The following is a 17895-nucleotide window of genomic DNA, read 5'->3' as shown; positions in this document are numbered from 1 at the left end:
GCATGAAAGGCTTGCCAATAAAAGAATTTTTTATTCCTTTTATAGCCTGGCTACGAAAGCCGCTGCAATTGCCTATGTTCAAATTCCCCAAAATGTCGCTGCTGGCTCTGGCCGCATATTTTTTCTTCCTGACTGCCTGTACGCAGGATTCGCGCATGGCAGATATGCGGACAGATTCTGTATCAACGTTAGATACTGTTGTCCCTCCAGATAACCCCAAGGCTGCGACTGCTGCGACCGGGCTAACAGCCATTTCAGCCGCGGCCTACCTGCAGGACAGGAATTCCTATCGCGACCCCTTCCAAAAAGACTCGCTGCGTTTTGCAGTACAAGACGGGCGCCTGAGCATTCCAACCAGCAGCGGGCCGGTAATATTTACCGACAATGCGGGGGTGCCTCACGATGAAAACGAGAAATATCACAGGTACCTGGGTTTGCTGAAGCCTGCAGGCAAACACCTGGTCAGCTTACAGGAATATGAAGAGCATGCCATACTCCTTATCGACAAGCGCAGCGGCATAATCGATACCATTGCCGGCATTCCGCTGCTGTCGCCGGACAACAGGCATATTTTTACCAGCCAGTTGAATGGGTACGAAACGTATCCCGACCTCCCGCCGCCGACCGAAGACCTGGAACTTTGGAGCATTGGCAGCTCAGGGAAACTGCAGCCGGTATGGTCAAAGCCCTGTAAATGGATAATGAAAGAAGCATATTGGCGCAACAACCGCTCGGTAAATATCAAGGCAGAAAAAGAGGAAAACGGGACGCCCCTGTACTGGCAGCTTAATTTTTAATCATCAGGAACCTGACCATTTTCCTGTTGTTTCTTTTTTGGAATCGCAGCCTGCAGACAGGAGCAGAAACCAGCTAAGCAGAAAAAACCGGGTATGCGAAGCAAACACTGACCGTAGTATCCTTTGAACGAACCTGCTGCGTTGAGCTTTGACCAGGTTACCGACGCTGTGCTCATCGTTCCTGTTAAGCGCTGATCAACCAGCGCTGATTCATGCTGCCGTATCGGGAATGGAAAAACAGGATCATGCCGGTCTGGATGAGACCGGCCCGGCGCGAACAGATTCTGTGTTCGGGAATGCGCAAACTTTTCTGACCTTCGGCAGTTAATTCATAAAAAAAACATGACAACAAATAACCAGAAAGTAGCCCTGATTACGGGGGGCAGCAAAGGCATAGGTCTGGGCATCGCAGCGGCTTTGCTCAGGTCAGGATATAAAGTAGCAGTAACAAGCCGTTCGCACGAAAGCGCTGAGGCGGCGGCCAGGCAACTGGAAGTTTCGGGCGAGGTGCTCGGTATCGCCGCCGATGTGAAAGACCTCACCTCGCAGCAGCGTGCCGTTCAGCAGATACTGGACAAATGGGGCCGGCTGGATGTGCTGGTGGCAAATGCCGGGATCGGCACATTTGCACCAATCGACGAGCTGGATGTAAAAACCTGGCAGGAAACGATAGACACGAACCTGACGGGCGTTTTTTACAGCATCAAGGCCTGCGTTGAAGAGATTAAACGGACGGAAGGACACATCATCACAATCTCCAGCCTGGCAGGCACCAACTTTTTTGCCAACGGTGCCGCGTATAATGCAAGCAAATTCGGCCTGACCGGCTTTACCCAGGCGGTTATGCTTGACCTGCGGAAATATAACGTAAAGGTTTGCACCATTATGCCCGGCTCTGTGGCCACCCATTTTAATGAACATGAGCCTGACGCAGAAAAAGATGCCTGGAAGATCCAACCGGAAGACATCGGTCAGCTGGTGAATGACCTGCTTAACATGCACCCCAGAACCCTGCCAAGTAAAATCGAGATCAGGCCAACGCTCCCCAAATCTTAACCGGTGCTACCGGTTAAGGCCGCTGCAGGTTATCAATCAGCCATTCTACAGTTAGCAGCACCCGGTCAAGGTGTTGCTGGCTGTTGGTTAATTTGCCGATCATGACCCCGCCTTCGATCAGGGCGATCACAGACAGTGCTGTCTGTACCGCATCGCAATCGGCGCGAAACTCGCCGGCGGCTTTTCCTTTTTCAACCACCGCCTCCAGCTGTTGCTGCCACCTGCCAATAGCAGCTGCTGCCAGTTCGCGCAGGCGGGGCGAAGTGTCGTCTGCCTCTGTGGCGGTGTTCAGGACGGGGCATCCTCCGCCCGGGAATTCTCCGCCGATAAAATTCCGGTACGCGGCAACATAGGCCATCAATACCGCACGGCTGCTTTCTGCGCCGGCGGCATACCGTTTTACGGCCTGTTCAACCTTATTCAGGTTGTATGCAAAAACGGCCACCGCCACCGACTCCTTGTTTTCAAAATTGCCATAAATACTGCCCTTGGTCAGACCCGTTGCGGCCGTCAGATCTGACATAGAGGTGCCCGCATACCCTTTTGTGTTAAAAAGATCTGCAGTCTTTTCAATGATAAATTGCCGGGTGCGCGCCGATTTTGGGGTATGTTTTAACACGGCTTAAATATACCAATTGGTATTTTAAATCACAAACCCATGCCTGCGCTGTAATCTTGCCTGGAGATGCCTGTTTTTTTTGCGTCGCAATACCTCGGATTCAAAAATTAAAATTTATACCGTTCGGTATAAATACGCTATATTTGCGGCGATTTAAAACAAAAGTTATGCTTAAAAGAGTAGTGATAACCGGCCTTGGCGCCTTAACGCCACTGGGTAACAATGTCAGGAGTTTCTGGCAGAATATCGTTGCCGGTAAAAGTGCAGCAGCCAGGATCACGCGTTTCGATGCTTCCCTGTTCCGGACAACTTTCGCTTGTGAACTCAAGGGTTTTAATGCGGCCGATTTCCTGGACCGCGCAGAACTTAAACGTACCGATCCCTTTACACAATATGCACTGGTCGCTTCTGATGAAGCCATCAAAGACTCCGGTTTCGATTTCAGCAAAATGGATCCTTTTGATGTTGGCGTCATCTGGGGAACCGGACAGGGCGGGATGGAAACCTTCGAGGAACAGGTAACCGGTTACGCGCTGGGCAACGGCCAGCCCCGTTTCAGTCCGTTTTTTGTGCCTAAACTGATCGCCAACATGGCTTCGGGGATGATCTCCCTGCGCAACGGTTATATGGGAGTGAACTACACAACCGTTTCTGCCTGTGCAACCTCTAACACGGCCATCATGGATGCTTACAATTACATCCGCCTGGATAAAGCGAAGATCATTGTTACAGGCGGTTCAGAGGCACCCATCACGCCGGCCTCGTTCGGTGGGTTCAGCGCCATGAAGGCCATGTCTGCAAGAAATGAAGATCCGGCCACAGCTTCGAGGCCTTTCGACGCGGACCGTGACGGATTCGTGATGGGCGAGGGCGCAGGTGCCCTTGTACTGGAAGAGTACGAACATGCGGTAGCCAGGGGCGCCAACATTTATGCAGAGATCTGCGGCGCAGCCATGACCGCCGATGCCTATCACATGACAGCTACACATCCTGACGGACTTGGTGCCGCGCGTGCTATGAAAGACGCGCTCGCCGAAGGGCAGCTGACCATTGCCGATGTCGATTACCTGAACATGCATGCCACTTCCACACCTGTCGGCGATCTTTCTGAGGTGAATGCCATCACAGCACTCAGCCATGGACAGGACCTGAAAATGAAGATCAGTGCTACGAAATCCATGACCGGCCACTTGCTTGGCGCGGCGGGTGCGGCTGAGGCAATCGTATCCATCCTGTCTATCCGTGAACAGGTGGTTCCTCCAACCATCAACACAGAAGTTGTAGACCCGGCTGTTCCGACAAACCTGCAGATCGTACTGAAAGAGGCGATCAACCATCCGGTTAAAATTGCCATGAGTAACACCTTTGGATTTGGCGGGCACAATGGCATTGTTGTCTTCAGATCTGTGTAGATAAACTGCGCATTTCCCGATCGTAAATCTTAAAACCCGGACACATGTCCGGGTTTCTTATTTCCATATATTTTTTGGCTGTTATCTGACTGAAATCACGAACCAGGTTAAAGTTTTTTCCTTGCAGTTTGCTATCTTTAGGCTGAAATTTTTGTTTCATGCTTCATCCCGTATATACGTGTATCGCAATCGACGATGAGGTTCATGCCATTGAAGGTTTAAAAAGGTATGTTGAATCTGTTCCGGGCCTGGACCTGGTTCAGACTTTCACCGACCCGCTCATTGCGCTGCGAACTTTGTTGGTATCAGCGCGTGTAGACCTCGTTCTGCTGGATATCGATATGCCCGGACTGAACGGCATCGAACTGTCGAAAGCGATCCGCACAAAAACAGATAAACTCATATTTACGACCGGGCATACAGAATATGGCTACGAAGCCTTCAGGGCAGAGGCTGATGATTACCTCCTGAAGCCTTACAGCCTGGCAGAGTTTGTGGCTGCTATCAATAAGTTGTTTCCTGGAAACGGTGCGCGGAACGGGGCTGAACGCGGCGGTTCCTTCTTTGTAAAAAGTAAGACAGATCAGCACAAGCTCATACACATCCGTTTTTCAGACGTGGTCCTGGTAGAAAGCAAACTGAATTACGTGCTTATCCATACCACCAGCCGCAATGTGCTTACATACATGACGCTTCGGGAAATCGGGGCTATTCTGGGTCAGCATCCCGGTTTTATGCAATTTCAGCGAAGTTACATCGTTGCACAGGCGCACATTGATTACATAGATGGGAACACCATTCGAATGTTGAACGGAGTCGTGATCACGGTGGGAGAATATTACAAAAAGGCTTTTGCAGCGTTTCTTGACCGGCATGTACTAAAAACGGGGAAAAGGAATTAACCCCTCCCCCGCTGGGACGATATCAACAATCGGTAAGAATGTTTACGGTTGGCGCAGTGCCCGGCCTGTCGTATGCGTCGTTGTCGTGATCATTGACGTGGTTGGGTCGGTACTGCGTTTGGCTGCCTGCTCCTGCTTAAAGACAAAAAGCCGGGAGTCGGTGAATTTGAATGTGCGCTTTCTCATAGTTTTAATTTTTACTGAACTTACCAAGAGGCCGCCAAGCCTCCAAAAGTCTTATACAGAACCTTGATTTTTCTACACACAGCGGTCTCTTTTCATGAAAAAGAATGTGCATGCCTGGCTTAAACGTTACCGAACCGAGATCCTGGTCTGGGCGGCTTTTATTGCATATGAAACATTGTTGCTGCGGCTTGTGGCGGGAGTCTCGGGTGCTGCAATCAATTACGCAGTTCATTATTCGCTGACTATTTTCTGTTTTTATGCATTTGCCACCTTTGCTTTGCCATGGGCTTTTGCAGAAAGCAGGCAATCGGCCCGTTGGCGCGGTCCCCTCACCTTCATCGGATATTTCCCTTTTTACATCTGCCTTCACCACCTTGGCGACGTATTGCTAACGCTCGGCGGAATGCCTATATCGGCTTCAGAGCTGCGGCTGGACCGCGATGCGGTGCTGCGGAATGCCTACCGTGGCATATTTTTTATGGGCCTTGCCACCGGCTATTATTACCTGTTCAGATTTGCCCGGCAGCAACGCGAACAGAAAGCGCTTCGCGCAGCACAATACGAACAGTTACAGCACCAGCGCAATACAGAGCGGGCGCTTTTCGAAGCGCGCAGCGCCTACATGAAGGCGCAGATCAGTCCGCATTTTCTCTTCAACACGCTCGATTATGTATACCATACCATTGGCTACAATAACCAGCAGGCTGCCGAGGCTATCCTGATTCTTTCGCGAATGATGCGTTACGCTGCGTCTCCCCCTGCAAACGAGGGCTACATACGCCTGGGCGAGGAATTGGAACACGTCCGGAACCTCCTGAAGCTGTATGCCCTGCGAAAAGATCAGGGCATGGCCATCGACATTCAGACCGATGAAAAGGCAACAGACCTGCCCTTCATTCCACTTGCGCTGATGACGCTGGTTGAAAACATGGTCAAACATGGTGCGGCCAGCGGGCGCGATGCTTGTCTTCGGGTAAAAACCGAAGCGGGCTTCCTGCATATCGAGAGCCGCAACCGCATGCCAGCCCGGAAAGACAGCAGCGGTACCGGCACCGGTCTGCGCAACCTGCGCGCCCGCTTGCAGCAGGCTTACGGTACCGAAGCCAGGCTGGAAATCCGGACAACCGCTCATTCTGAGTTTATTGTCCGGATCCGGCTTCCGGTCGTTGTGCTGCACGGGCACGATGGGCCTGCAGCGACTTGAGCAGGTGCTGATAAAGTACAGCCTCATGCAGGCGCTGTTCGCTAGCGAATGACCTGTTCACATGCATGTGAATCAGGTCTGCCAGCAAACGCTTCCGTTCTCCCGGACTGCCGCACCCTTGCAAGAGAGCGGTGAGCCTGGTCTTCAGCGCAATGGTCGTGCCCGGATCGGTGTTAGAAAACGGTTTTATCTGTTCATTGAGCTTTCTGAAGGTCTCCTTATTGAAGCCCATTTCTGCAGCAAAAGCGCCTGCAAGGGCTGAAACGAATTTAAATTGTTCTCCTTCATCACCAAGGGCAGCCAGAAACACATCTGCCAGCAGCCCCGCTGCTGCCGGGTAAAGCTCTTTTTCCGGATCGCGCCGGCCAATCAGATCCATCACCAGAACGCTGTCCTCATGAAAACAGGCCTCGACCTCTGACATCCGTGCTGCACCATACCGTTCGGTTTCACGAAAATAGGTGTTCAGCGTAAAATCAGCTACGGTGCCTACTTCCAGGTGCGGCTCCAGCCTGGTTTGCAACGCTCGCAAAATAGCCGCCGCGCGGAGCGGATGCCTAAGCTGCAGGCGCAGTCTGAGGTGCGAACGCGGGTCTTCATACCGGATAAAGAACCATTTCTCGATGCTGTTGCGGAATTGATTCAGTACAGGCTGCACTTCTTTCAGCAAGAGCGCGTTGCTGCGGGAAGGATGGCAAAAGATCGAAAAGAACAGCCAGTCGCCTCCCGGCATCAGCATCTTTCTGACACTGGTGTGTTCCCGATTCTGCTGCGGATAGTCTGTGTAAATGCGGTCTCCGTGACACAGTGAAACGACAAACTGGGCGGCATAAGACTGTCCCCTTTCATCGGTCACATCACCTTCGTCGGGGAGCAGCGCTTCAGAAATATAGCTTTCAACTTGTTTGTCCTGCCGCAGATAGTGTAAAAACATACGCAGGTCTTCATCTGCCTGCGGATTAAATACAAGGGCAAGGTCGGCATGGCCGGCTTTGAACGGTTCGGTGATCTGCCGGTCCGCCAGCCAGTCCTTCAGCGCGTTCAGCCCGCTGCCGGGCGCACCGCCTGCAAATTTACCGGCAGGAATTTTCCATTTCGCCGCCGAAACGATCAGTTTTTTATAACACAGGCGCGGGTAGTGGTCCAGGCCCGGCAAGTAGGCTGCCGGGTCAAAATTCAGGTCTGCTACAAGCCCCTCATGCTGCAGATCGCATAAAAACCGGTAAACAGCAAGATCTGAACGCGTGTAGTTATAGGCCGAAGCCAGTCTCGGTACCAGTCGCCTGCCATCCTTTAACGAGGTCAATACGATCTCTTCACCGTAAACTGCAACCGCCACATCGTTCAGATCGATGGTGCTTTCCTGGCAGGACCAGGACAAAATGGGCATTTCAAAATTGTATATCGCGCGCCTGCGGTTCACATTGTCAACCTGTTGCTCGGCCTGGTAAGCGATATCGAAAAAAATGACCTCCGGGTTGGCTTGCGCTTCCAGCCCGGCCATGTTGCGCGCCATTTTTTCGTAGGGTGCCCCCGCCAGCGTAAACCTGCCCAGCAGCGAGTTGGCCGTACTTCCCGCCGCTGCATTGAGCACGGCGCTGCCTGCAGAGAAATGCAGCAGTAAGCCCATCGAGTTGGGGAGTTTGGCTTCTGCAAGCCGGTCGCCCGTAAAAGCGTGCAGCTGCACAGGTTCTTTACCCAGCACGGCATTCAGCAGGAAACGCTGCAGCGCCGTAGCTGCTATTTGTGTCGCCTGCCGCGGGTTCGGATTCTCAGCTCGTGCAACGAGGTCAGGGCGCCCCGCCGGCCTGGCCAGTTGCCCGTACCCCACGCCTACTTCAGGGTCAAGAGCCAGCAACAGCGGAACCTGGCGTTGTTCAAACTTTTTCAGGAAGGCGAGCCTGAACGCCCTGAGGTCTGGATGCCGTTGATCAGGAATGTACGCAGCAACAAATCTGGCCCATTCTTTCAGGACATCCAACTTCTTACGGTCAATCGCACCAGAGCATATATTGCGGCTTGCCACCTCAAACGTTTCCAGCCGTTGCCGCCGGTGCCCGATCCGGTCGAAAAAATCAGGCCCGGTAATGTTCGGGCAGCGGTCTGTCAAAATAAGCTGCCTGGTTACAAGTTCGATGATAAGCCCGATTGTTTCCGCTCCCTCGAGGTCAAATTCAGCGTTCAATGCCTCTGCGAGCGAACGGAGGGATCGTTTGCGCCGGCAAAGGTGGAGCACGGCGTCCAGTTCGGCAAAGGCCTCGGTCGCCGCAAGCTCAAACTGCCCCTCACGAAAGCAAATGTAGCGGATCTCGCTGCCGAGCCGGTACATGCTGCCGTTGGTAACAAGCATAAGGCTGCTGTCTGCAGCGTTAAGGGGAAAAGTGTCGATTGCCGCTTTTTCTTTCCAGTCGGTTAAACAAGTAACCTGCAAGGCAGGGTCAATACGCAGCGGCTGGACAGGTCCGGCCGCGACGTCGGCCAGAGACACAGCTGCGAATCGGCCGAAAGGCGTGGCCCGGAACCGTGCCCGGTTAAAGTACTTCCAGGTTGTAAATGCAATTCGCGGTTCCATTGCCGCCAGATCTGCGGGGCCGAGGCCGGTAATCTGCGAGAAAAAGTCGGCCGAGGCACCGGATATCTTTTCTTTCAGTTCCTCCCATGAGGATTCCAGTACCGCTTCCATGCTAAATGCTGGCGTACGGCAAAGCGCTGTCTCATAAAAATATAACTTCATAGAAGTGTTGTTGATGATTGATCATACCCGACGATTGGAAAGGGATACAGTAAATCAAAAAACACTTCAGGCTGCCCCACGCTAATGAAACCTGGAGCGCATACAGAAGCCGGCACAATATCAGAAAAAGGAGTGGTACATAAAACAGTACCAATGAGTTTTATGAAGATTTTTGCTTCATGGAGAAATTAATCGCGTTCAAGCCCTGCCGGAGCCGCTGGTTGCGCCAGGCCTTTACCAGTTATCATGTGATGTGAAGGTTAAAGGGGCGGATCTTAGCGCGATGGAGCATCTTTAGCTAATTTTGCTCAACAACCCATAGCCAAAGACAGGACGAGTGCCCCAGGTATGGCTAATGCCGCTGAACGAGGCCTCAGGAAATGAGAATGTCAAAGTCAGTCAGCAGTCCCTGCAATCCTTCACGGGAAAACCTGGCTTTTTTAAGCATGTTCCGGTCCGGACGGATGGTGTAATTGTAAGCCGACCTGAAGTCGGCTTTCTGCAGGTTGCAGCCTTCAAAAACTGCCATGCTCAGGTCGCTCCCTGCGAAATTCGCCCCCGTCAGATCGGCACCGGCAAAATCAGCCTCGCGCAGGCTGCAGGCAGTAAATTGTGTGTTTTTAATTTTCAGTTTGTAAAACGAACAGAGGTCCAACTGGCAATGTTCAAAGCTGAAGTCGAGCAGGAAGGCATTACAGGCACTGAAATGGACACCCAAAGCTTTGCACCGGCTGAAACGGCTGCCGCGAAAGGACGTTCCTGCGACCATGCTGTTGCTCAGGTTGCAGTCAATGAAAGTACAGTCTGTAAATTCGAAGCCGCTAAAATTAACCTGACCAAGATCGGCATGCTGAATGGTGCAGCCGTTGTAGCTGCCAGCCACCAAAGAGGGAACCTGGATAAACTCCTGATCTGTAAAATGATGTTGTAGCATACAGCCTGAAGGTGGCTTGTAAACGATGTGGGAATTACTGGGTTCGAACCAGTGACCCCTACCTTGTCGAGGTAGTGCTCTAAACCAGCTGAGCTAAACTCCCGGGGTGCCGAAACCTGCGTTTCGAGCAGCGAATATACAAATTCCGGCTAAACTGTGAATAATTTTTCTTTTTTGTGTGTCATTGGCACGCTACACCTTATTTCAGGTAAAAGGTCTGGCTGAATGCTCCGTTCACCGCGCTGTCCCACGCCTCTACACGCACCCATTTACGTCCTTTCAACTTTGGGCGGAACTGGAAGTCTTTCGCTCCGAAGGCCTGCGTGGCGGTCAGGTCGATTCTTTCCCGGTATACCTTGTTGCCATCGCCCGATATGATCTCTACAAAGTTCATCGGGAATGTCCAGCTTAGTTTAAGCCGCACGTCGGCGGTACCATCGGCATGCAGGCGCAACGTTTCGCCCGAAAAATGCCCGTTGATACGCAGATCATGGATAAGCACCTCGCCGGTTGTGCTAAAGAACCTGCCTTTCTGCATGGCCTCCACTACCGGTTTCCAGCCTTGTCTGTACGCGGGAAGTTCATCAAGCATCATGTAGTTGACATTCATGTGCGCATACATTTCGTTTTCGTGCGTAATGGTAAACAAATCTGCCTCGCTGATGACGGTCTTTTTTTCGCCCCAATTGTTCATGTCATCGAGCAGGTCCAGCACGCGGTTGCCCAAACGGGGTTGTGAAAGGTCTGCCGGCATGGCTTTCCAGGCAGCACCCATAAAGCGGTCAGACTTGAAAAAATCTTCATGGTTGTAAATATCCGGGGCGTTGACCGAACCTTTTGTCCTGGCGTGTGCGGTCCAGGCCAGCCCGCCTTCCTCTTTCAGCAGCCGCAGCATGTCATCTTTGTCGCCTACGTGATATACCTTTCCAAAGCCCGGCCTGTTCTCGACAAACGGAACGCCTTTTTGCCTCGACATGATCCAATACACCGGTTTTGGGAAAATCTGCAGCCAGTGACCGCCAAAAAACTCATTGGGTTCTTCGCCGGGGATCAGCAGAAAATCGCGGTCAGAAAGGCGTTCGCATTGTTCAAACAAAGCCTTCAGCTCGCGCAGGCGCAATGAATCGGGGCCTTTAGGGTGAGCGGTATAATGGAACTCGCCAAGGTGTACCATATCCACACCCATGCGTTTGAAGACGTCTACGAACTCCGGTTTCTCGGGGACCGGTTTTCCGGCCAGCACCACATTCATGATGAATTCATTGTGAAAGTGGCTCGACATGGTTTTGAAGCCCGGAAGGCTGACGTAACGGTCGGCATTTGTAAATTTCTTTACCGCGTCCAGCGCATCATGGTGCCCCTTCTCGCTGAGCAGGCAGAAAAAGTTCAGCCGCTGCCGCGTACCCGGTGGGGCATTGAACCAGGGCACAAAGCGGCGGTCACCCTCGAGTTCCTGCCTGATGCCCATGCCATAACCATCGACCATATTGCGGTAATCTTTGCCATGCCAGATAAACTTCAGGTTAAAAGCTTCATCCAACGGATAGAAATACTGATGCGGTGCCGGGAAGAGTGCCAGCGCGCCGGCTTTTCCCTGCGCACTGATGGTGCGGTACTTGACCGACAGGTTTTTGGACGACTCGGCATACTGAACCGGGGCGGTTTGAACCTGGTCGGCTGTGCTGGTCCAGGATAGACTGCTCCATTTTTGTGTCCGGCTAACCAGCCCGGCATCGTAAACGATCGCCGTGGCATCGGCTTTTGTGCTCATGACCGCAGCGACGTTAAATAGCGGACTGCCGTGATAAAAGGTAATTTCAAGCTCGCCCGCGAACCTGTCGGCGACCAGGTTGCCAATCACCACAATAGTGCGGCTGCCGGTACTTTTTACAGTGATGCCTGTTTTTTTGAGGGTGACCGGGAACGTTTTATAAGGCCGCAGCGGCACTTTATCAAAAAAGATATTCCAGCCGTTTTGCGAGAGCAGGTCCCTTTTGCCGATACTCAGCAGAAAGGCAGCGTCGAGGTCTTCTGATATGGTATGCGATTCGCCCCCGGCGGTGAGGGCTATCGTTTTAAACAATGGGTTCCCTGGAGAAAGGTCAAAGGTTACTTTTCCCTGCGTTTGCAGCCCTGCGGGCCAGGAGAGTTGCACCAGGTTTTTCTGCCTCGTTACCGCAGCACCGCTGCCGGGATTAAACTGTTTGGTGTCTACGTTGAGCTGTGCATGAGCAATTGTCATCTGGCTGAGGAAAACAGCCGCCATTAAAAATGTTCGAAGGTTCATATCAGGCTTTTGGTTATGCCAACATACAGATTTTCCCGGAAACATGCGCATGGATTCTGCTAAATCGAATTTCCGCGCAATGCGCATTCGGGAAACCAAAATGGAATGTGCACCTGAGAAAAGAAGGACCAAATTTTATGGGTGCTTAAGAAATCCGTTTTTGGAGGTCCTGGGTTCAATTGCGAATGCAAAAGATTCTGCCGGAAAATGCAGATACAAAAAAGCCCAAAACTTTCGTTTCAGGCTTTTGGTGGGAGATACTGGGTTCGAACCAGTGACCCCCTGCTTGTAAGGCAGGTGCTCTGAACCAGCTGAGCTAATCTCCCTCGTCCCGTTTGGGAATGCAAATATAGCGCCTTTATCTTTCTCTGCAAATATTTTTTAAAATTTTTCAGGAAAGTATTTCCTCGAGAATTTTGTGCGATTTCACTTCACCAAAAGCGGCTACATGTAACTGGTAGTAGATCAATATTTTGCCAAGTATCGCTCGCCTTCTCGTAGTAGAGATCGACAATTCATGAAGTGAATCAAATTTCGCGCGGAAGAGTTTTAAAAACAGATCGGCGTCTTCTTCATCCAAAAAATATGGGTGCGAAGGCAGGGCAGATCCAAACGCTCCTTCCTGCAGATCGAAGTACAAGTGGTCGCCCCGGCCCGTGCCGCCCGGCCCGAAACCCAGGAAACCGGTTAATTTGAGCAGGAACGACAAGTGAAAATTCTGGTCCTGACCGCCTGAACCATCCAGCCAGCACAAGGCATGGTGAATAAAGTCAAAAAGATTCTGGTCGGCATCCTGCCCGCGGATGCTTTTGTACAGCACCTCGTTCAGGAAAATGACAATGGTCCGTTTCACCAGATCGTAGGGAATGCTGGTAAAAACCGGCGAAGTCCTGAGCTCGGCGACACGCTGTACCTGGTTTGATGCTTTGTGATAAGCAACCAGATCAAGCAGGTGTAAAGGCTGCAGCATGTTGAGGCTAATCTTTGCCCTGGGCTTTTTGACACCGTTAATGAGATAAGACTGGGTACCGAAAAGGTCGGTAAAAATTTGCACCACCACACTGCTTTCCGAGTAATCGGTAGTTTTCAGTACGATCCCTTTCAGTTTGTGCAACATTGGCCGGCTTTTACGCAAAGGTAGGGAATTAGCCGCTCCCAACACCTTCTAGGTTTTAAAAACCTAGAAGGTGTTGGAGAAGGATGTAATTATAAAAAAAAGAAATTTTTCGAATCATATCCAATTTTTACAGCAAATAATTTTAACTATAAAACAAAATATTTACATTTACAATACATCCCCTGGTTATGAAATATTTTGATTCTTTTGAAGAAGGGCGCTTCTTCCACATTTTCGGCCATGCCGTTGGCTTTGAAAACCTGTTCAGGTGTGCTGAAAACTACCGCTACTTCCTGGAACGGTACCACGAGTACATTGATCCCGTTGCTCATACTTTTTGTTACTGCCTGATGCCTAACCATTTCCATTTTCTCGTCAGGTTTCACTTGCAGGATAATGCTGTACACCACAAACTCATGCGGCCCTTGAGCAACCTGTTAAACGGCTACACGAAAGCCTATAATAGAATGTTTGAACGCAGGGGTGCGCTGTTCATCAACAGGACACGCAGAAGAGCAGTGAAAAACGATGTGTACCTGAATACGCTGATCGACTACATTCATGAAAATCCGGTAAGAAGCGGATTTTGCCAAACCCCGGGCGAATGGCGGTATTCTTCATTCAACCAGTTCGAGGCATGGCGCAAACATTCATCACAACATGAGTCTTACCTGTACAATCAGCTTTTTGAAGGAGCAGGATTTTTTTCTTCTTCGGCCGCGGGTCTCGGCGCTTCGGCATGATGTAAACCTTTCACATCGGTAATAACCCGGACGTTTCCTTCCCGGTCTTTCCTGGCAATTAAAATAGGATATAAAAAGAGTAGAGCTGCAAGGATCATGAGCACGCCTGCCAACTGCAGCACATACACACTGCCCGTAATTTTGTATGAACTCATTACCGTGCCTGCCACCGCCAGTACGATCCCCATCACTGCCGCAACACCAGACCGTTTTACCTTTACAACCTTCATCGCAATTAATTTTAAGATTTTTTGTCGCCGAATAAAGAAAAGAGCACCAGCGCCAGGCCAACAACTTCTAAAACCATGCCGAAACCAAACAAAATCCGTCCCGCCAGTGCAAAAGAATCACTCGCCCTCAGCAAGGCCGCGGCAGGAATCAGCAACAACGCCGTTATCATACAGACAAGGCCATTCCGGAATTGATTTTTCATAAACTAATTCAGCCCAAAACTACCATTTATCAATCATTAATCTTAACTTTGCAACCTTAATTTTTGAACGATACTGCACTGATGTATAGGGAATTTAAACAACTTGAGCTTGCCAAAATAGGAGAGGAAATACTGGAGTTCTGGAAATCTGAAAATATCTTTGAAAAAAGCATCAGCAGCCGTTCCCAGTCCAACCCCTTCACGTTTTATGAGGGTCCCCCCTCTGCAAACGGAATGCCCGGCATTCATCACGTTATGGCCCGGGCCATCAAAGACATCTTTTGCCGGTACAAGACGCTTAAGGGTTTCCAGGTTAAACGCAAAGGCGGATGGGACACCCATGGCCTGCCTATTGAACTGGCCGTTGAGAAAAAACTGGGCATCACAAAAGAAGATATCGGCAAAAAAATCACTGTTGAGGAATACAACGCCGCCTGTAAAGAAGAGGTCATGCGCTACACGGATGTGTGGAACGACCTGACTGAAAAAATGGGCTATTGGGTCGACCTTGAAAATCCCTATGTAACTTATCACAATGAGTACATAGAAACCCTCTGGTGGATCCTCAAACAATTGTACAACAAGGGTTTACTTTATAAAGGATACACTGTTCAGCCTTATTCGCCGGCTGCAGGAACGGGGCTGAGTTCGCATGAGCTTAATCAGCCCGGAACGTACAAAATGCTGAAGGACACGTCGATCACTGCCGAGTTCAAGCTGAAAAGAGAGCAGGAGCATCCGCTGCTGCCGGTTCTTTTTGAAGACGACAGCGAGGAAACGGCGATCATTGCCTGGACAACCACCCCGTGGACACTTCCATCAAACTGTGCACTGGCTGTTGGCAATAAAATCACCTACGTAAAGATCCGCACGTTTAATCCGTATACGTATTTGCCTGTCAGCGTTGTCATGGCGAAAGACCTGGTATCAAAATACTTCAAAAATGAAGCGAAAGACCTTTCTTTCGATGATTACAAGGGCGGCGACAAATTGATTCCCTGGTCCATAAAAGCCGAGTTTGAGGGATCGCAGCTCGTCGGCCTGCGTTATCATCAGCTTATGCCCTACGTAACGAATGAAGACCTGGAGAAAAATGCATTCCGCGTTATAGCCGGCGATTTTGTGACTACAGAAGATGGTACCGGTATCGTTCACACCGCTTCGATCTATGGCGCAGACGACTTCCGCGTTGCTCGGGAAAACGGTGTGCCTTCGGTCCTGGTTACAGACGAAAAGGGAAATGAACTTCCCCTGGTTGATAAGCAAGGAAAATTTCTGCCGCAGGTTACCGACTTCGCGGGCCGGTATGTGAAAGAAGAATACTATAGCGATGAAGAACGCAATGCGGCCGATTTCAAACCGACCGACGTTCTGATCGCCATCAAACTTAAAGAAGACAACAAGGCTTTTGATGTAAAAAAATACGAGCACAGCTATCCGCATTGCTGGCGTACAGACAAGCCGATTCTCTATTATCCGCTTGACAGCTGGTTTATCAGGACCACTGCCTTGAAAGAGAAAATGGCTGCGCTGAACAAGTCGATCAACTGGAAGCCGGAGGCGACCGGCACAGGCCGTTTCGGGAACTGGTTGGAAAACCTGGTCGACTGGAACCTCTCCCGTTCACGTTATTGGGGTACGCCCCTTCCTATCTGGCGCAGCGAAGATGGGACCGAAGAAAAGTGCATTGGCTCGATTGAAGAACTGCAAGCCGAAATCCAGAAATCCATTGAAGCTGGCCTGATGCCCGCCGGTTTCACGCTGAAAGATATGCACCGCCCGTACGTGGACGATGTCATCCTGGTTTCTGATTCAGGCAAGCGAATGACACGCGAGGCCGACCTGATTGATGTCTGGTTTGACAGCGGCGCTATGCCCTATGCGCAATGGCACTTTCCTTTCGAAAACAAAGACCTGTTTGAAAACGCCTATCCGGCAGATTTCATTGCCGAAGGCGTGGACCAGACAAGAGGTTGGTTTTTCACCCTGCATGCCATTGCGGTGATGTTAAGCGAATCGAGCGACGAGATCATGGCCATCAACGAACGCCTTAACAATCCGGGAATTGCGTTTAAAAATGTGGTATCTAACGGACTGGTGCTCGATAAAAACGGCAACAAAATGTCCAAGCGCCTTGGGAATGCGGTTGATCCGTTCAGTACCATTGAGACCTACAGTGCAGATGCAACCCGCTGGTACATGATCAGCAATGCTTCGCCCTGGGATAACCTGAAGTTCAATACAGAAGGACTGGACGAAGTGCGTCGCAAGTTCTTCGGAACGTTGTATAATACCTACGCGTTTTTTGCGCTCTATGCGAACATTGATAAATTTGAGATAGACCGCGACCAGCAAACCCCGGTTGCATCACGCACAGAACTTGACCGCTGGATCCTATCCCTGCTGCAAACCCTGGTTACAGAAGTAGATGACAGTTATGCGGCATACGAGCCTACGCGGGCAGCGCGGGCCATTCAAAACTTTGTCGATGAACACCTGAGCAACTGGTACGTACGCCTTTCGCGCCGGCGTTTCTGGAAAGGTGAGATGACCAGCGATAAAAAAGCCGCTTACGAAACGCTTTTCACCTGTCTTGAAACTATTGCCCAGCTGATGTCGCCTGTCGCACCATTTTTTGCAGACTGGCTTTACAAAAACCTCGATGTAAAAAAATCGGCAGAAGCCTCTGTTCACCTGAGTTTGTGGAAAGATGCCGACCCGACTCTGATAGACCGGGCACTGAACGAGCGCATGGAACTGGCCCAGCAGGTATCGTCAATGGTTCTGTCGCTGCGTAAGAAAACAGGTATCAATGTTCGCCAGCCGTTGGCGAAGATCCTCATCCCAGTGCTTGACGCAGATTTTCAAAGCAAAATAGAACTGGTCAAAGAATTGATCCTTTCTGAAACCAATGTCAAAGACATTGAATACATTACCGACACAGCAGGCTTTGTTAAAAAGAAAGTGAAACCGAACTTTAAAGCGCTGGGGCCAAAAGTTGGCAAAGATATGAAGTCAGTTGCAGCGGCCATTACGGAATTGAGCCAGGAAGATCTGACCAGGTTTGAACAAGCCGGGGAGATGCAGGTTCCTGGTACCGCTTATACCGTATCCATCGAAGATGTAGAGATCATCGCCGAAGACATCCCGGGATGGCAGGTGACCAACCTGGGTAGTTTGACGGTAGCACTTGACATCACGCTTACCGACGCCCTTAGACAGGAAGGTCTTTCGCGTGAACTTGTTAACAGGATCCAGAACCTGCGGAAAGAACAAGGGTTCGAAGTAACAGATAAAATTGAAGTTCAGTTGCAGGAGGATGTACGCATCAGGCAGGCTGTCGAAAACAACCGCGCTTATATCTGCGAAGAAGTACTGGCAGAAAGTTTAGAATTAACTAACGGTTTAAATAGTGGAAACAAAATCATAATCGAAGATGTTGAACTTCAAATTTTGATTATAAAAAAATAA

General features: G+C 50.6%; 16 protein-coding genes and 2 tRNA genes. 8 read left to right on the top strand and 10 right to left on the bottom strand.

Annotation, left to right across the window (positions count from 1 at the left end; all coding sequences use genetic code 11):
• The first annotated feature begins 92 nt into the window (after positions 1–92).
• From C7T94_RS05265 to C7T94_RS05255, 3 genes are all read left to right on the top strand, one after another.
• Positions 93–797 (top strand): hypothetical protein, encoded by a 705-nt coding sequence (locus tag C7T94_RS05265; RefSeq protein ID WP_162618554.1) that lies wholly within the window; start codon positions 93–95, stop codon positions 795–797.
• A 148-nt stretch (positions 798–945) separates the two neighbouring features.
• Entirely contained in the window at positions 946–1125 is a 180-nt protein-coding gene (locus tag C7T94_RS19300) for a hypothetical protein (protein WP_162618553.1), read from the top strand.
• Between the two features lie 14 nt (positions 1126–1139).
• The gene (locus C7T94_RS05255) at positions 1140–1853 is read left to right on the top strand and encodes an SDR family oxidoreductase (RefSeq protein ID WP_107214236.1); all 714 of its coding nucleotides are present in this window, start codon (positions 1140–1142) and stop codon (positions 1851–1853) included.
• A 13-nt stretch (positions 1854–1866) separates the two neighbouring features.
• On the opposite strand, the gene C7T94_RS05250 is transcribed toward C7T94_RS05255, so the two are convergent.
• Entirely contained in the window at positions 1867–2472 is a 606-nt protein-coding gene (locus tag C7T94_RS05250; RefSeq protein ID WP_107214235.1) for a TetR/AcrR family transcriptional regulator, read from the bottom strand.
• Positions 2473–2639: 167 nt separating this feature from the next.
• Between C7T94_RS05250 and fabF the strand changes: the two genes are divergently transcribed.
• Positions 2640–3884 (top strand): beta-ketoacyl-ACP synthase II, encoded by a 1245-nt coding sequence (gene fabF, locus C7T94_RS05245; protein WP_107214234.1) that lies wholly within the window; start codon positions 2640–2642, stop codon positions 3882–3884.
• A 158-nt stretch (positions 3885–4042) separates the two neighbouring features.
• A complete protein-coding gene (locus C7T94_RS05240) occupies positions 4043–4786 on the top strand; it encodes a LytR/AlgR family response regulator transcription factor (protein WP_107214233.1) in 744 nt (247 codons plus the stop codon).
• 42 nt (positions 4787–4828) lie between these two features.
• Here C7T94_RS05240 and C7T94_RS19295 read toward each other — a convergent pair whose 3' ends face one another.
• Positions 4829–4972, bottom strand: coding sequence for a hypothetical protein (locus C7T94_RS19295; RefSeq protein ID WP_162618552.1), 144 nt, complete (start codon positions 4970–4972; stop codon positions 4829–4831).
• Positions 4973–5066: 94 nt separating this feature from the next.
• On the opposite strand from C7T94_RS19295, the gene C7T94_RS05235 reads away from it, so the two are divergent.
• Positions 5067–6176, top strand: coding sequence for a sensor histidine kinase (locus tag C7T94_RS05235; protein WP_107214232.1), 1110 nt, complete (start codon positions 5067–5069; stop codon positions 6174–6176).
• On the opposite strand, the gene C7T94_RS05230 is transcribed toward C7T94_RS05235, so the two are convergent.
• From C7T94_RS05230 to recO, 6 genes are all read right to left on the bottom strand, one after another.
• Positions 6112–8910 carry a lantibiotic dehydratase gene (locus C7T94_RS05230; RefSeq protein ID WP_107214231.1) on the bottom strand — a complete coding sequence of 933 codons (2799 nt, stop codon included), beginning with the start codon at positions 8908–8910 and terminating at the stop codon, positions 6112–6114. The genes C7T94_RS05235 and C7T94_RS05230 overlap by 65 nt on opposite strands.
• Before the next feature lie 373 nt (positions 8911–9283).
• Positions 9284–9844, bottom strand: coding sequence for a pentapeptide repeat-containing protein (locus C7T94_RS05225; RefSeq protein ID WP_107214230.1), 561 nt, complete (start codon positions 9842–9844; stop codon positions 9284–9286).
• A 28-nt stretch (positions 9845–9872) separates the two neighbouring features.
• Positions 9873–9947: transfer RNA gene (locus C7T94_RS05220), tRNA-Val, on the bottom strand.
• Positions 9948–10043: 96 nt separating this feature from the next.
• Positions 10044–12131 carry a CehA/McbA family metallohydrolase domain-containing protein gene (locus tag C7T94_RS05215; protein ID WP_239494932.1) on the bottom strand — a complete coding sequence of 696 codons (2088 nt, stop codon included), beginning with the start codon at positions 12129–12131 and terminating at the stop codon, positions 10044–10046.
• A 248-nt stretch (positions 12132–12379) separates the two neighbouring features.
• Positions 12380–12457: transfer RNA gene (locus C7T94_RS05210), tRNA-Val, on the bottom strand.
• Between the two features lie 65 nt (positions 12458–12522).
• On the bottom strand, positions 12523–13248 hold the full coding sequence (gene recO / locus C7T94_RS05205) for a DNA repair protein RecO (RefSeq protein ID WP_107214229.1): 726 nt from the start codon (positions 13246–13248) through the stop codon (positions 12523–12525).
• Between the two features lie 188 nt (positions 13249–13436).
• Here recO and C7T94_RS05200 point away from each other — a divergent pair, with 188 nt between their 5' ends.
• Positions 13437–13991 carry a transposase gene (locus C7T94_RS05200; protein ID WP_107214228.1) on the top strand — a complete coding sequence of 185 codons (555 nt, stop codon included), beginning with the start codon at positions 13437–13439 and terminating at the stop codon, positions 13989–13991.
• Here C7T94_RS05200 and C7T94_RS19290 read toward each other — a convergent pair.
• Together C7T94_RS19290 and C7T94_RS05195 are read right to left on the bottom strand one after the other, a co-directional pair.
• Positions 13928–14221 (bottom strand): isoleucyl-tRNA synthetase, encoded by a 294-nt coding sequence (locus C7T94_RS19290; protein WP_162618551.1) that lies wholly within the window; start codon positions 14219–14221, stop codon positions 13928–13930. The genes C7T94_RS05200 and C7T94_RS19290 overlap by 64 nt on opposite strands.
• An 11-nt stretch (positions 14222–14232) precedes the next feature.
• Positions 14233–14424, bottom strand: a complete 192-nt coding sequence (locus tag C7T94_RS05195) for a hypothetical protein (RefSeq protein WP_107214227.1) — start codon at positions 14422–14424, stop codon at positions 14233–14235.
• A gap of 81 nt (positions 14425–14505) precedes the next feature.
• Here C7T94_RS05195 and ileS point away from each other — a divergent pair, with 81 nt between their 5' ends.
• Positions 14506–17895 (top strand): isoleucine--tRNA ligase, encoded by a 3390-nt coding sequence (ileS, locus tag C7T94_RS05190; protein ID WP_107214226.1) that lies wholly within the window; start codon positions 14506–14508, stop codon positions 17893–17895.

It is taken from the genome of Pedobacter yulinensis (assembly GCF_003029735.1).
GTDB lineage: Bacteria > Bacteroidota > Bacteroidia > Sphingobacteriales > Sphingobacteriaceae > Pedobacter > Pedobacter yulinensis.
Note: the sequence above shows the minus strand (reverse complement) of the source record. Positions and strands in the feature narration are given on the sequence as shown.

Bases quoted from the DNA above. Each gene is read 5' to 3' on its own strand.
- C7T94_RS05265 (WP_162618554.1), top strand. From the start codon at position 93: ATGTCGCTGCTGGCTCTGGCCGCATATTTTTTCTTCCTGACTGCCTGT.
- C7T94_RS05255 (WP_107214236.1), top strand. From the start codon at position 1,140: ATGACAACAAATAACCAGAAAGTAGCCCTGATTACGGGGGGCAGCAAA.
- fabF (WP_107214234.1), top strand. From the start codon at position 2,640: ATGCTTAAAAGAGTAGTGATAACCGGCCTTGGCGCCTTAACGCCACTG.
- C7T94_RS05240 (WP_107214233.1), top strand. From the start codon at position 4,043: ATGCTTCATCCCGTATATACGTGTATCGCAATCGACGATGAGGTTCAT.
- C7T94_RS19295 (WP_162618552.1), bottom strand. From the start codon at position 4,972: ATGAGAAAGCGCACATTCAAATTCACCGACTCCCGGCTTTTTGTCTTT.
- C7T94_RS05235 (WP_107214232.1), top strand. From the start codon at position 5,067: ATGAAAAAGAATGTGCATGCCTGGCTTAAACGTTACCGAACCGAGATC.
- C7T94_RS05230 (WP_107214231.1), bottom strand. From the start codon at position 8,910: ATGAAGTTATATTTTTATGAGACAGCGCTTTGCCGTACGCCAGCATTT.
- C7T94_RS05225 (WP_107214230.1), bottom strand. From the start codon at position 9,844: ATGCTACAACATCATTTTACAGATCAGGAGTTTATCCAGGTTCCCTCT.
- C7T94_RS05215 (WP_239494932.1), bottom strand. From the start codon at position 12,131: ATGAACCTTCGAACATTTTTAATGGCGGCTGTTTTCCTCAGCCAGATG.
- recO (WP_107214229.1), bottom strand. From the start codon at position 13,248: ATGTTGCACAAACTGAAAGGGATCGTACTGAAAACTACCGATTACTCG.
- C7T94_RS05200 (WP_107214228.1), top strand. From the start codon at position 13,437: ATGAAATATTTTGATTCTTTTGAAGAAGGGCGCTTCTTCCACATTTTC.
- C7T94_RS19290 (WP_162618551.1), bottom strand. From the start codon at position 14,221: ATGAAGGTTGTAAAGGTAAAACGGTCTGGTGTTGCGGCAGTGATGGGG.
- C7T94_RS05195 (WP_107214227.1), bottom strand. From the start codon at position 14,424: ATGAAAAATCAATTCCGGAATGGCCTTGTCTGTATGATAACGGCGTTG.
- ileS (WP_107214226.1), top strand. From the start codon at position 14,506: ATGTATAGGGAATTTAAACAACTTGAGCTTGCCAAAATAGGAGAGGAA.